This is a genomic window from Thermomonospora cellulosilytica, from assembly GCF_014138835.1.
Taxonomy (GTDB): Bacteria; Actinomycetota; Actinomycetes; order Streptosporangiales; family Streptosporangiaceae; genus Thermomonospora; species Thermomonospora amylolytica.
Window position 1 is genome coordinate 6,235,305 of sequence record NZ_JACJII010000001.1, and the last position, 12,894, is coordinate 6,248,198.

The 12,894-nt window shown below is 74.0% G+C and carries 15 protein-coding genes; 8 read left to right on the plus strand and 7 right to left on the minus strand.

The genetic code is table 11. The features are described from left to right. Positions 1-89: 89 nt before the first annotated feature. The 3 genes from HNR21_RS29335 to rimP are packed head-to-tail and all read right to left on the minus strand — an operon-like array spanning position 90 to position 2,072. The gene (locus tag HNR21_RS29335) at positions 90-431 is read right to left on the minus strand and encodes a YlxR family protein (RefSeq protein ID WP_312881398.1); all 342 of its coding nucleotides are present in this window, start codon (positions 429-431) and stop codon (positions 90-92) included. Then, positions 397-1,437: a transcription termination factor NusA gene (gene nusA / locus HNR21_RS29340; protein ID WP_119731940.1), complete on the minus strand. Its 1,041-nt coding sequence runs from the start codon at positions 1,435-1,437 to the stop codon at positions 397-399. Before nusA ends, HNR21_RS29335 begins: the two co-directional genes overlap by 35 nt. 23 nt (positions 1,438-1,460) lie before the next feature. Next, positions 1,461-2,072, minus strand: a complete 612-nt coding sequence (rimP, locus tag HNR21_RS29345) for a ribosome maturation factor RimP (protein WP_182707719.1) — start codon at positions 2,070-2,072, stop codon at positions 1,461-1,463. Between the two features lie 183 nt (positions 2,073-2,255). Here rimP and HNR21_RS29350 point away from each other — a divergent pair, with 183 nt between their 5' ends. Beyond that, positions 2,256-2,756 carry a hypothetical protein gene (locus tag HNR21_RS29350; RefSeq protein ID WP_157995959.1) on the plus strand — a complete coding sequence of 167 codons (501 nt, stop codon included), beginning with the start codon at positions 2,256-2,258 and terminating at the stop codon, positions 2,754-2,756. After that, positions 2,753-3,205, plus strand: a complete 453-nt coding sequence (locus HNR21_RS29355; protein WP_182707720.1) for a ferritin-like domain-containing protein — start codon at positions 2,753-2,755, stop codon at positions 3,203-3,205. Before HNR21_RS29350 ends, HNR21_RS29355 begins: the two co-directional genes overlap by 4 nt. A 13-nt stretch (positions 3,206-3,218) precedes the next feature. On the opposite strand, the gene HNR21_RS29360 is transcribed toward HNR21_RS29355, so the two are convergent. Continuing rightward, a complete protein-coding gene (locus tag HNR21_RS29360; RefSeq protein WP_182707721.1) occupies positions 3,219-3,923 on the minus strand; it encodes an HAD family hydrolase in 705 nt (234 codons plus the stop codon). A gap of 255 nt (positions 3,924-4,178) precedes the next feature. Between HNR21_RS29360 and HNR21_RS29365 the strand changes: the two genes are divergently transcribed. The 5 genes from HNR21_RS29365 (at position 4,179) to HNR21_RS29385 (ending at position 9,176) form a co-directional block, all read left to right on the plus strand. After that, positions 4,179-6,548 carry a sensor histidine kinase gene (locus tag HNR21_RS29365; protein ID WP_182707722.1) on the plus strand — a complete coding sequence of 790 codons (2,370 nt, stop codon included), beginning with the start codon at positions 4,179-4,181 and terminating at the stop codon, positions 6,546-6,548. Next, positions 6,545-6,943, plus strand: a complete 399-nt coding sequence (locus HNR21_RS29370) for a roadblock/LC7 domain-containing protein (RefSeq protein ID WP_119729376.1) — start codon at positions 6,545-6,547, stop codon at positions 6,941-6,943. The genes HNR21_RS29365 and HNR21_RS29370 overlap by 4 nt, the downstream gene beginning before the upstream one ends. 5 nt (positions 6,944-6,948) lie before the next feature. Next, a complete protein-coding gene (locus HNR21_RS29375; protein WP_119731938.1) occupies positions 6,949-7,332 on the plus strand; it encodes a DUF742 domain-containing protein in 384 nt (127 codons plus the stop codon). Continuing rightward, positions 7,313-7,894, plus strand: coding sequence for a GTP-binding protein (locus HNR21_RS29380; RefSeq protein ID WP_182707723.1), 582 nt, complete (start codon positions 7,313-7,315; stop codon positions 7,892-7,894). The genes HNR21_RS29375 and HNR21_RS29380 overlap by 20 nt, the downstream gene beginning before the upstream one ends. Positions 7,895-7,988: 94 nt before the next feature. Next, positions 7,989-9,176, plus strand: a complete 1,188-nt coding sequence (locus HNR21_RS29385) for an acyl-CoA dehydrogenase family protein (protein WP_119729374.1) — start codon at positions 7,989-7,991, stop codon at positions 9,174-9,176. On the opposite strand, the gene HNR21_RS29390 is transcribed toward HNR21_RS29385, so the two are convergent. Continuing rightward, a complete protein-coding gene (locus HNR21_RS29390; protein WP_233358594.1) occupies positions 9,173-9,478 on the minus strand; it encodes a hypothetical protein in 306 nt (101 codons plus the stop codon). The genes HNR21_RS29385 and HNR21_RS29390 overlap by 4 nt on opposite strands. 262 nt (positions 9,479-9,740) lie before the next feature. Between HNR21_RS29390 and HNR21_RS29395 the strand changes: the two genes are divergently transcribed. Continuing rightward, the gene (locus HNR21_RS29395; protein WP_182707724.1) at positions 9,741-10,910 is read left to right on the plus strand and encodes a hypothetical protein; all 1,170 of its coding nucleotides are present in this window, start codon (positions 9,741-9,743) and stop codon (positions 10,908-10,910) included. Here HNR21_RS29395 and HNR21_RS29400 read toward each other — a convergent pair. Together HNR21_RS29400 and HNR21_RS29405 are read right to left on the minus strand one after the other, a co-directional pair. After that, positions 10,901-11,356 carry a MaoC family dehydratase gene (locus HNR21_RS29400; RefSeq protein ID WP_119729372.1) on the minus strand — a complete coding sequence of 152 codons (456 nt, stop codon included), beginning with the start codon at positions 11,354-11,356 and terminating at the stop codon, positions 10,901-10,903. The two genes, HNR21_RS29395 and HNR21_RS29400, sit on opposite strands and share 10 nt — an antisense overlap. 20 nt (positions 11,357-11,376) lie before the next feature. Then, positions 11,377-12,891: an acyl-CoA synthetase gene (locus HNR21_RS29405; RefSeq protein ID WP_182707725.1), complete on the minus strand. Its 1,515-nt coding sequence runs from the start codon at positions 12,889-12,891 to the stop codon at positions 11,377-11,379. Positions 12,892-12,894 lie beyond the last annotated feature (3 nt).

The following is a 12,894-nucleotide window of genomic DNA, read 5'->3' on the forward strand; positions in this document are numbered from 1 at the left end:
CTCCGGGCCGTCGCTAACTTGCCGTACTCATCGCGGCGTGCTCATCGAGCGCTCATAGCAATCTCGACCTGCTTCCGACTAGACGTCGCTTACCGTTGGCCATCCGCATGCCGCCCGGCCCGTGCCTCAAGGTATTCCCGCAGCGGGCGGACGTCGAGCGGCCCCGGGACCCGGAAGGCCCTGGGGAACGCCCGACGACGCTCTGCGAGCTCGAGGCATCCCGGATCGGGGTGTATGGACGCACCCCGTCCCGGCAGCCGTCCGCGGGGGTCGGGGACGATCTCGCCCTCGACCACCACCAGGCGCAGCAGGTCGGACTTGGCCGTGCGAACCCGGCAGCCCACGCAGGTACGGCATGGAACAGCACCCTGAGCGGCCGGGCCACGTGTCATGAGTCTACCGCGCCGACGCGTCGGCGGGACCTGTCGCATGCTCCGTACTTGATCCGGACGTATCGGACCCGCTCCGATCGGTGGCCGCCGGCTGCTCGGTGTCCGGCCGGATGTCGATCCGCCAGCCGGTCAGCCGGGCGGCCAGCCGGGCGTTCTGGCCCTCCTTGCCGATCGCCAGCGACAGCTGGTAGTCGGGCACGATCACCCGGGCCACCCGGGCCGCCTCGTCGACCACCTGCACGCTGGTCACCCGGGCGGGCGACAGCGCGTTGCCGACGAACTCGGCCGGGTCCTCCGACCAGTCGACGATGTCGATCTTCTCGCCGCGCAGCTCGTGCATCACGTTGCGCACCCGGCTGCCCATCGGGCCGATGCAGGCGCCCTTGGCGTTCACCCCGGGCTTGCGGGAGCGCACCGCGATCTTGGTGCGGTGCCCGGCCTCCCGGGCGATCGCCGCGATCTCCACGGTGCCGTCGGCGATCTCGGGCACCTCCAGCGCGAACAGCTTGCGGACCAGGTTGGGGTGGGTGCGCGACAGCTGCACCGACGGACCCCGGTGGCCCTTGCGGACCTGCACCACGTACGCCCGCAGCCGGTCGCCGTGCTCGTAGGACTCGCCGGGCACCTGCTCGGCGGGCGGCAGGATCGCCTCGATGCGGCCCAGGTCGACCAGCACGTTGCGCGGGTCCTTGCCCTGCTGGATCACTCCGGAGACGATGTCCCCCTCCCGGCCCGAGTACTCGCCGAACGTCACCTCGTCCTCGGCGTCCCGCAGCTTCTGCAGGATGACCTGCTTGGCCGTGGTCGCCGCGATACGGGAGAAACCCTCCGGGGTGTCGTCGTATTCCCGCAGGACGTTGCCCTCGTCGTCGGTCTCGGCCGCCCACACCGTGACGTGCCCGGTCTTGCGGTCCAGCTCCACCCGCGCCTTGGGCGCCGCCCCCTCCGTGCGGTGGTAGGCGATGAGCATGGCGTCCTCGATGGCCTTGACGACCAGATCGAGCGAGATGTCCTTCTCGCTCTCCAGGCTGCGCAGTGCGGCCATGTCGATGTCCACGTAAGCCCCCCTCAGTTCCCGGCCTCGTCGGCTCCCAGGTCGGCGAGCTCATCGTCGGACGCCTCGCCGTCCGCCGGGGCGGTCCCCTCCGCGCGGCGGAACTCCACCTGCACCCTGCCCCGGCCCAGCTCGCCATGGCCGAAGCGGCGCCGCCGCCCGGCGACCTCCAGCACCACCGCGTCGTCGTCGGCGGCGACCACCCGCCCCTCGACCTGGCCGCCGTCGGCCAGCGCGGTGCGCACCAGCCGGCCGACCGCGCGGCGCCAGTGCCGCGGCTCGGTCAGCGGACGGTCCACCCCGGGCGAGGTGACCTCCAGCACGTACGGGGCGGTGCCCATCAGGTCGGTCTCGTCCAGCCTGGCCGACACCGCCTGGTTCAGGGTCGCCACGTCGTCCAGGCTGACCCCGCCGTCGGCGTCCACCACGATCCGCACCAGCCGGCGCCGTCCGGCCGGACGGACGTCGACCTCCTCCAGGTCCATGCCCTCCGCGGCGGCCAGCGGCGCCACCAGCCGGGTCAGCTCGGCCACCAGTTCGGCGCGCGAGGCGCCGCCGCCGGGGGCCCGCCGCTCCGGGCGGGACGAGGCCCGCCGAGCGCGGCCACGGCCGGATTCGACGCTCATGGGGACCTCCTCCTGATACGGGCGCCGCAGGTTGCGTGTTCCAGCCTATCGACACGCGGACCGGCCAGCGTTCTTTCGGCGCGCGCGCCCGCCGCCGGGGCGGGCGGGCCGTCCTGTGGGATACTTCCTGACCGCGTCAGGCCGATCCACGAAGGAGATCGGCGCACGGGGGAGGAGATCGGCTTGTCGGCAGCCAGGTCGGCCGTTTCCCGGCGGGCCGTGCTGGGAGGTCTCGGGGGCGTCGCGCTCGGCGGGTGCACGCGGGACGAGCCCCGGGCCGCGCCCTCCCCGTCGCCGGACGTCGCCGTCCTCGCCTCGGCCATCGCCGGGGAGGAGGGCCTGGTCGGGCTGTACGAGGCGGCGCTGCGGGCCCATGCGGACCTGGCCGGGCGGCTGGCCCCGGTGCTGGCCCGGCATCGCGAGCATCTGACGGTGCTGCGGCGGCACCGCGTTCCCGGCACCGTCGCCTCGTCCGCCGCCGCGACCCCTCCGGTGGTGACGCCGCCCGCCGTTCCGCCGTCGGCCGAGGAGGCGCTGGAGCTGCTGGCGCGGACGGAACGGGAGGCCGCGGCGGCCCGCGCCGAGGACGTGCGGCGGGTGGCCCCCGCGATGGCCCAGTTGCTGGCCAGCATCGGCGCCTGCGAGGCCGGGCACGCCGCCCTGCTGGCCGAGGACGGGCGATGAGCCGCACGGTCGACGCGCTGCAGGGCGCGCTGGCCGCCGAGCACGCCGCCGTCTACGGCTACGGCACGGTGGGCGCGCGGCTGGACGGCGGCGACCGGGAGACCGCCCGGATCGTCATGAACGCCCACCGAGCCCGCCGCGACGAGCTCGCCGCCTATATATCCGCGCGCGGCGCCCGTCCGGTCGCGGCGGCCGCGGCGTACCGGCTCCCGGTGCGGGTCGCCTCACCGCAGACGGCCGCCCAGCTCGCGGCCGTTCTGGAGGACCGCGTCCTGGGCGCCTACCTGGGCCTGGCCGGCGTCGACGAGCCGGAGCTGCGGCGTTACGCGGCCCTGGCGATGCAGGAGGCCGCCGGTCGCGCGGTCGCCTGGCGGCGGGCCGCCGGCGGTTCCTCCACGGTCGGCGCCTTCCCCGGTCTCCCGCCGGACGCCCTGTACCCCCGCCGGTAGCCGGCGGGCGGCGTCAGCCGTGCCAGGCGTCGATGTGGGTCTTGAGGTCGGCCAGGCGGTGAACGACCACGTCGGGCGGGGTCAGGTCGGGGCGGGTGCCGGGGAGGCGGTCGGCGGTGCCGTGCCAGACCTGGACCGCGCGCATGCCCGCGGTCTTGGCGCCGTGGACGTCCTCGAAGGGGCGGTCGCCGACGAACACGCAGCGGGCGGGGTCGTCCGCGCCGACCGCGTCCATGGCGGCGCGGAACGCCTCGGCGTGCGGCTTGGTCCAGGGGATCTCGCTGCTGTATACGGCGCCGTCGATGAGCGGGAGCACGCCGTCGCGGTCGAAGATCCGTTCGTGCCACTCGCGGGACCAGACGGTGTTGGACAGCACCCCGACCCTGATGCCGCGCGACCGCAGGTGCTCCAGCAGGGCCGGGGCGTCGGGGTCGATGAAGGTGTGCGGCTCCCAGGCCTGGAACTTGGCGGCCAGCATCGCCTCGGTCGGCCGGACGCCGGCGATCTCGAACAGCTCGTCGAGGGTGGCGCTGCGGTGCTCCTCGCGGGAGCGGCGCCACAGCTCCTCCTCGGCGGCCAGCAGCCGGCCGGCGGTCTCCTCGACCTCGTGCGGGTCGAGGTGGGCGGCGCAGATCCGCCGCCAGATCTCGCCGAGCTCGATGTCGTGCCAGGGGGTGAGCGTGCCGCCCCAGTCGAAGATCACCGCGTCCACCGCCATGCCCGGATGGTAGCCCACGACCTGGGAAAACGCCGTGTTTATCACCGGGTGTCGGGTTTTGTGATACATACCAGTGCTGGTCGCCCATAAGACCACCTGCCGACTCTTGCGCCCCGGGGGATCGGCGGGAACCATAAGTCGCCCGGGGGACCAGAACGAAGCACTGGATTTCGGGCGCGTCGCGCCTTCCGATCGTCGCCAGGAACGGTCGTGAGGCTCACGCGCGCCTGTTCCGCATGAGGAGGGGCGACCAGGATGGCTGTCGCCGAAACCGAACCCGCGGGGCCGAGGCGTCCCCCACGGCGCCGCTCGATCCGCCGCCGCATCACCACGCTGCTGGCCGTACCGCTGGTCTCGCTGATCGCCCTGTGGGCGTACGCGGCCGTCGGCGCCGTGGACGCGGCGCTCAACCGGTACGCCATCGCCAACGTCTACGACCAGATCAGCGCGCCCGCCACGGCGATGAGCGCGCACCTGCAGCGGGAACGCGCGCTGACCTCGGTCTTCCTCAGCACCCAGGGGATCCGCGGACGGGCCGACCTGGACGCCCAGCGGAACCGGACCGACGCCGCGGTGGCCGCCCTGCGCGCGGCGGCCCGGGGCGGCATCGACGAGGCGGTGGGCCCGCGCGCGCAGGAGCAGCTCGACGCGCTGCTGAACAGCCTGAACGAGCTCGGCGTGCTGCGCGCCCAGGCCGACGCCCGCCGGCTGGACAACATCCAGCTCATCGAGGGCTACGGGGAGCTCATCGAGGGCGCGTTCCGGATGTACCACGGCCAGCGGGTCGACGACGTGGAGATCTTCCAGCAGGGCCGCGGCCTGATCACCATCGCCTGGTCGCGCGAGTACATGGTGCGGCAGGACGCGCTGATCACCGCGGTGCAGGCCAGCGGCGGACGGCTCACCGCCGCCGAGCGCACCGCCCTGGTGCGCTGGGCCACGGCACGGCAGCAGCACCTGGAACGGGGCATGGCCGACCTGACCGGCCCGCCGCTGGAGGCCATGCGCGCCTACCTGCAGTCGCCGGACTACCGCCGGTACCTGGAGATGGAGACGGCGCTGGTCCAGGGACGCGGCCTGCAGCTGCCGCACGAGGCGGACGCCTGGGCGCAGACGGTGCCCGCGGTCATGGCCACCCTGAACGACACGTTCACCAAGGCCGGTCTGGACCTGGAGCGCCGGACCTCCGAGCACGGCGACCGGATCGTGCTGCAACTGGCGGCGGCCGGCGGCGTGGGGCTGCTGGTGGTCGTCGGCTCCATCGTGATGTCCCTGCTGTTCGCCCGGCGGCACGTGCAGGAGCTGCGGGAGCTGCGGGAGGCCGCCGACGAGCTGGCCGACGAGCGGCTGCCGGACGTGGTCGGCCGGCTGCGCCGCGGCGAGGACGTGGACCCGGCCGAGACGACCCCGCTGGAGACCGGCCGGACCACCGAGGTGGCCCGGGTGGCGGCGGCGTTCGCCAAGGTGCAGCGCACCGCCGTGGAGACCGCGGTCAGCGAGGCGCACCTGCGCAAGGGTGTCGCCCGGGTGTTCCTCAACCTGGCCTGGCGCAGCCAGTCGCTGCTGCACCGGCAGCTGCGGATGCTGGACGAGATGGAACGCCGGGTCACCGACCCGGACGTGCTGGAGGACCTGTTCCGCATCGACCACCTGACCACCCGGATGCGGCGGCACGCCGAGGGCCTGATCATCCTGTCCGGCGCCGCCCCGGGCCGCGGCTGGAGCCGGCCGGTGCCGCTGGAGGACGTGCTGCGCTCGGCCGCCGCCGAGGTGGAGGACTTCACCCGGGTGGAGGTGGTCGCCGGCACGTCGGCGTCGCTGACCGGCGCGGCGGTCGCCGACATCGTGCACCTGCTGGCCGAGCTGGTGGAGAACGCCACGGTGTTCTCGCCGCCGGCCACCGAGGTGCTGGTGCGCGGCGCGATGGTCGCCAACGGCTACGCGATCGAGGTGATCGACCGGGGCATCGGCATCGACCCGCACGAGCGGGCGGCGCTGAACCAGCGGCTGGCCGATCCCCCGGAGTTCGACCTGGCCGACACCGACCGGCTGGGGCTGTTCGTGGTGGCGCGGCTGGCCGCCCGGCACGGGGTGAAGGTGGCGCTGCAGGAGTCGGTGTACGGCGGGACCTGCGCGGTGGTGCTGCTGCCGCCGGACCTGGTCACCGAGGGGCTGCCCGGGGCCGACGACGTCGAGCCGGCCGGGGAGCTCACCGGCCCGGCCATGCCGCACGTGCCGCACGTGCCGCAGCCGTCCGACCCGCTGGACCTGCCCCCCGCGCCCGGCTCGATCGAGGTCCCCGCGCCCCGGTCGTGGTTCGACAGGCCGCCGCAGCTCGCCGACCCGAACGCGGCGAACGGGACCGGCGGCGCGGACCGGCCCCCTCCGGCCGGAGCCGGGCCCGCCCCGCTCCCCCGCCGGATCCGGCAGGCCAACCTGGTGCCCGAGCTGCGCGGCGCCGGCCCCGCCGAGCCCGCCGACCAGGCAGACCCGGCGGACCCGGTCCCGGACCGGTCCGCGGAGCAGAGCCGCGACCTGCTGGCCTCGCTGCAGAACGGCTGGCTGCGCGGTCGCGCCGACGACGAGGACGGCCCCGAGGGGGCCGCTGATGGAGGTGCGTCTTGACCGGAGTCACCGCAGAGCTGGGCTGGCTGCTGGACGATCTGGTGGACCGGGTCGGCCAGATCCGCAAGGCGATCGTGCTGTCGCGGGACGGGCTGGTGATGGGCTCCTCCCGGGGGGTCTCCCGGGAGGAGGGCGAGTACCTGGCGGCGCTGGCCGCCGGGTTCCACAGCCTGGCGGTGGGCGCCGGACCGCATCTGGCCTGCGGCGAGGTGCGGCAGACCATCGTGGAGATGGAGGGCGGGCTGTTCTTCGTGGTGCCGGCGGGCAGCGGGAGCTGCCTGGCGCTGCTCAGCGACTCCGACGCCAATGCCGGACTGGTGGCCTACGAGATGACGATGCTGGTCAAGCGGGTGCGCAAGCAGCTGTCCACGGCGCCCCGGCCGACCACCGGGTGACCGCGATGCAGCCACCGTCGGATCACCCGCCCGAGCGCTGGCTCGACGAGGCGGCGGGGCCGCTGGTGCGCCCGTACGCGCTGACCGGTGGGCGGGCCCGGCCGCGCGGCGAGCCGCTGGACATCGTGACGATCCTGATCGCCACCGGTCTGCCGGTGCCCGCCCGGGTCCGGCTGACCCGCGAGCAGCAGCGGCTGCTGTCGCTGTGCCGGCGGCCCTACACCGTCGCCGACCTGGCCTCGGAGCTGAACCTGCCGCTGGGGGTGGTCGGGGTGCTGGTCGAGGAGTTGCTGGAGCACCGGCTGATCGAGGTGACCCGTCCGATGGCGGCGGCCCGGCCCGATCCCGGCCTGCTGAGGAGGGTGATCGATGAGCTCCGGACGCTCTGACGGCGGCCCCCGGCTGGCGCTGAAGATCCTGGTGGCCGGGGGCTTCGGGGTCGGCAAGACCACCCTGGTCGCCAGTGTCAGCGAGATCCGGCCGCTGCGCACCGAGGAGTACCTGACCGACGCGGGCGTCGGCGTGGACGACACCTCCGGGGTGGAGGCCAAGACCACCACCACCGTGGCGATGGACTTCGGCCGGATCACGCTGCGCGACGGCGTGGTCATCTACCTGTTCGGCACGCCGGGCCAGGACCGGTTCTGGTTCATGTGGAACGAGCTGTCGCGCGGCGCGATCGGGGCGGTGGTGCTGGCCGACACCCGCAGGCTGACCGCCAGCTTCGGGGCGATCGACTACTTCGAGCAGCGCCGGATCCCGTTCATCGTGGCGGTCAACTGCTTCGACGGCGCCTACCAGTACAGCCTGGCCGAGATCCGCGACGCGCTGGACGTGGACCCGCACGTTCCGGTGCTGACCTGCGACGCCCGGCGGCGGGAGTCGGCCAAGGAGGTCCTGATCACCCTCATCGAGCACGCGGCGAGCCTGTCCGCCGCCGCCTCGTCCTGAGCCGCGCCCGCCCAGTGGGACCGCGCGGAACGCGGCCCGGCCCGAAGTCCTGTAATGGGACGCCACGGCAGGGACGCGGGCGCGGGAGGGTGCGATGGCCGACGGCGACGAGGGGCTGGAGCGGTTCCGGCACGAGGTGCGGTCCTGGCTGGAGGCCAGCCTGTCCGGGGAGTTCGCCGCCGCGCGGGGGCTGGGCGGGCCGGGACGCGAGCACGAGGGCCACGAGATCCGGCACGCCTGGGAGCGGCATCTGGGCCGGGCCGGCTGGACGTGCCTGGGCTGGCCGGCCGAGTACGGCGGGCGGAACGCCACGCTGGAGGAGCAGGTCGTCTTCTTCGAGGAGTACGCGCGGGCGGGCGCGCCGCACCGGGTGGGGCACATCGGCGAGGGGCTGATCGGGCCGACGATCATCGACTTCGGCACCGAGGAGCACAAGCGGCGGTTCCTGCCGCCGATCCGGCGCGGCGAGGAGCTGTGGTGCCAGGGCTACTCCGAGCCCGGCGCCGGGTCGGACCTGGCGAACGTGCAGACCCGGGCCGAACTGGTCGGCGGCGAGTGGGTGATCCACGGGCAGAAGGTGTGGACGTCGCTGGCGCACGTGGCCGACTGGTGCTTCGTGCTGTGCCGCACCGAGCCGGGCAGCACCCGGCACCGCGGGCTGTCGTACCTGCTGGTGCCGATGCGGCAGCCGGGGATCGAGGTCCGGCCGATCGTGCAGGCGACCGGGACCGGCGAGTTCAACGAGGTGTTCTTCGACGGGGCGCGGACCGCCGCGGGCGACGTCCTGGGGGCGCCGGGCGACGGCTGGCGGGTGGCGATGGCGACGCTCGGGTACGAGCGGGGCGCCTCGACGCTGGGTCAGCAGTTGCTGTTCCGCCGTGAGCTGGAGGCGGTCGTCGCCACCGCCCGCCGGACCGGGGCGGCCCGTGACCCGCTGCTGCGGGACCGGCTGGCGCGGGCGTGGATCGAACTGGAGATCATGCGGTTCAACGCGCTGCGCACGATGCGTTCACTGGCGGACGGGGAGCCGGGGCCGGAGGTCTCCATCGCCAAGCTGTACTGGTCGGAGTGGCACCGCAGGCTGGGCGAGCTGGCGGTGGACGTGCAGGGCGCGGCGGGGCTGCTGACCGAGCCCGCCCCGCCGGACCGCTACGAGCCGACCGACGCGCAGCGGTTGTTCCTGTTCAGCCGTGCCGACACGATCTACGCCGGGTCGAGCGAGATCCAGCGCACCATCATCGGCGAGCGGACGCTGGGGCTGCCCCGCGAGCCGCGCGGCTAGCCGGCGGCCAGCACCCGGGCGATGCGGTCGGCGGCGTCCTGCAGGTCGTCGACCGCGGCGATCCGCTCGGCCCACGACCACCAGAACCACCAGCCGTCGGTGCCGTTCTCGGCCAGGATGTTCTCGGTGAGCGCGGTGGCCCGCGGATTGATCACGTGCAGGCTGGCCGGGCGTTCGGTGGGCGCGCTGAGCCGCACCTGCAGGCCCCGGCCGGCCAGCGCGTCGGCGAGCCGTTCCAGATGGGCCAGCCGCAGGTCGGCGTCGGTGGCCGCGACGGGCGCGGCGCTGCCTTCGGATGTCACTTCGGACCCTCCCCGTTCGATGATCTGTGGCCCGATATAGCGGAAAGCATTGCCGCCGCCCCAGGCGCTCCGCAAGCCGCATTGCGAAATTTACCCGACAAACAAGCGGAATATAGAATGGCCGGTGCCGACGCAATATCTGCACTTAGCGGTGCAAGATGCGCGAATAGCTGCGCGCGGGCCGCCCGCACCGCCCCCCACCTGCCCCGAAACCGGATATCTTGCGCATAGCGAACGGGGGCTCCCAGGGAGGACGGCGGTAGTGACGGACGGACCACACGACGACGACAGGACCCGGGAGATGGCGCTCCCGGAACGCTCCGGCGGGGAACGCCCCGCGGAGGCGGCCACCGCGCCGCAGCCGCTCCCCTCCGGACCGGACTCCGGGCCGCCCCCGCCGGAGTCCGCCAAGGCGACCGCGCAGCAGCCGCTTCCCTCCGGGTCGGACTCCGGATCGGACTCTGCCCCGGACTCCGGACCGTCGTCGCCGGAATCCGCCAAGGCCACCGCGCCGCAGCGGATCCCCGAACGACCGCAGGAGGCGCGGCAGTCCCCGCCGCCGGGACCGGCCAAGGTCACCGCGCCGCAGGCGGTGCCGCCCGAGCCGCCCGCCCCCCGGCCGCCGTCCGACCAGCCCATGCAGTCCGACCAGCCCATGCAGTCCGGCCAACCCGTGCAGTCCGGCCAGTCCGCGCAGTCGGGCCAACCCGTGCAGTCCGGCCAACCCGTGCAGTCCGGCCAGTCCGCGCAGTCCGGCCAGCCCGCGCAGTCCGGCCAGCCCGCGCAGCACGCTCCGGCGGCCGTGCCGTTCCCGTTCCCGGGGGCGCCCGGGGCGCGGCGGCCGGCCGGGTTCCACCGCTTCCACTTCCCGATCGGGATCTTCCTGGTGGCCTACGGCGTCACCGCCCTGGTCTTCTCCTTCCTGGGCTGGGACGCGCACCTGCGGGAGATGTCGGACTACCTCGGCGAGGGCGTCGCCGCGCCCGCGCTGATCGCGGTCAAGGTCGTGCAGGTGCTGCTGGTGCTGGTGACGCTGGCGGGCCTGCTGCGCCGCCGGGACGTGTGGTTCCTGCCCGCGCTGTGCGGGTGGGCGGCCGGGTTCGCGGTGTTCTGCGTGCTGGACGGGGTCAAGGGCAGGATGGCCGATCTCGTCGAGCACGGCGCCTACCTGGTGGCCTTCGCGTTCCTGCTGTGCCTGTCGTACGCGCTGGGCGTCAAGGCGCGGGTGGCCGCGCGGCGGGCGGCCTCCGGCGAGGACGCCGACGGGCCGGGCGACGGCGGCCCCGGGCAGCTCAGCCGCACCCAGGAGATCGCGCTGGCCGCGCTCGAGCGGTGGCAGCGGCAGTTCCAGCAGCCCGGGCCGGTTCCGCCGCAGCCCGGGCCGCCGCAGCCGCACGGCGCGTACCAGCAGGCCCCGCCCGGTCAGCGGTAGAAGCGGGACACGCTCTGCAGCACGCAGGCGGGCTTGCTCCCGCCCTCGATCTCCACGGTGCCGTCGACGGTGATCTGCACGCCGTTCCCGGCGACCTCACGGGCGTCGGCGACCCGGGCGGCTAGGCGGATGCGGGAGCCGGCGGGCACCGGGGCCGGGAAGCGGACCTTGTTCAGCCCGTAGTTGACCTTGGTGGTGACGCCGTCCACGTCCAGCAGCTCGGTGAACATCGGGATGAACAGCGACAGCGTCAGGAAGCCGTGGGCGATGGCGCCGCCGAACGGCCCCTCCTTGGCCCGTTCGGGGTCCACATGGATCCACTGGTGGTCGTCGGTGGCGTCGGCGAAGGTGTCGATGCGGCTCTGCGGGACCTCCAGCCAGGAGCTCGCGCCCAGGTCCTTCCCGGCCAGGCCGGCGAGGTCGTCGATGTGCACACGGGTGGTCACGGGGTTCCTCCGCGGGGGGTTCAGCCGTAGGTGCCGCGCACCACGGACTTGAGGATCTTTCCGGCGGCGTTGCGCGGCAGTTCGTCCGCGAACACCACGGACTTGGGGATCTTGTACTTGGCCAGCCGTCCGGTCAGGGCGTCCAGCACCCGCTCCGCGGTCAGGCCGGAGCCGGGCCGGGGCACCACCACGGCCCGGCCGACCTCGCCCCAGGTCGGGTCGGGCACGCCGATCACGGCGCAGTCCAGCACGTCGGGGTCGGCCAGGATCGCCTTCTCCACCTCGGCCGGGTAGATGTTCTCCCCGCCCGAGATGATCATGTCCTTGATCCGGTCGACGATGTAGGCGTAGCCGTCCTCGTCGATCCGGGCGGCGTCGCCGGTGTGGAACCAGCCGTCGGTGAACGCCCGCGCGGTCTCCTCCGGCAGGCCCCAGTAGCCGGACATCACGTGCGGGCCGCTGACCACGACCTCGCCGGTCTGCCCCGGCGCCACGTCGGCCATGTCGGGGCCGACCACCCGCACGTCGCTGAAGAAGTGCGGCACGCCCGCCGACCCGGCCTTGGCCGTGGCGTGCTCGGCGTCCAGGAACAGCGCCCCCGGCGAGGCCTCGGTCATCCCGTAGCCCTGCAGGAACGTCAGGCCCCGCGCGGCGTAGGTCTCGATCAGCGACGGCGGGACGGGGGAACCGCCGCAGGTCAGCAGCCGCACCGAGGACAGGTCGGCGTCCGCCCACCGGGGCGAGCGGGCCACCTGCTGGAACATCGTCGGCACCCCGAACATGAAGGTGATCCGGTGCCGTTCGATCAGGTCGAAGGTGGCGTCCGGGTCGAACGCGGTGACCAGCACGCAGCAGCCGCCCTTGAGCAGCACCGGCAGGGTGAGCATGTTCAGCCCGGCGGTGTGGAACAGCGGGGCGGACACCAGCGCCACCTCGTCGGCGATCAGGTCGTGGTCGACCAGCACGTTGACCGCGTTCCAGGTGATGTTGCCGTGGGTGAGCACCGCGCCCTTGGGCCGGCCGGTGGTGCCCGAGGTGTACATGATCATGCAGTTCTCGTCCGGCGAGACCGGCTCGTCGATCGGGTCGGCCGCCGCCCGCGCCAGCAGGTCCTCGTAGCCGTGCGCGCCGGGCCGCTCCCCGGCCAGCGCGATCCGCTCCCGCACCGACGGGGTCTCCCCCAGCCCGTCCACCAGCCCGGCGTGCGACGGCGCGTACACCAGCACGGACGTTCCCGAGTCGGCGAGCTGGAAGGAGATCTCCGGTCCGGCCAGCCGGACGTTCAGCGGCACGAACACCGCTCCCAGCGCCCCGGCGGCGAACAGGGTCTCCAGGAAGGACGGATGGTTGGGGCCCAGGTAGGCGACCCGGTCCCCGCGGCGCACCCCCAGCCCGCGCAGCGCGTGCGCGAGCCGGGTGACGCGTTCGTGCAGCCCGGCGTAGGTCAACCGGCGGTCGTCGTGGACGAGGGCGGTGCGGCGCGGGGTCTTGCGCGCCCGGCGTGCGGGCCACGACCCCAGTCCCTGGTTGCGCACGGA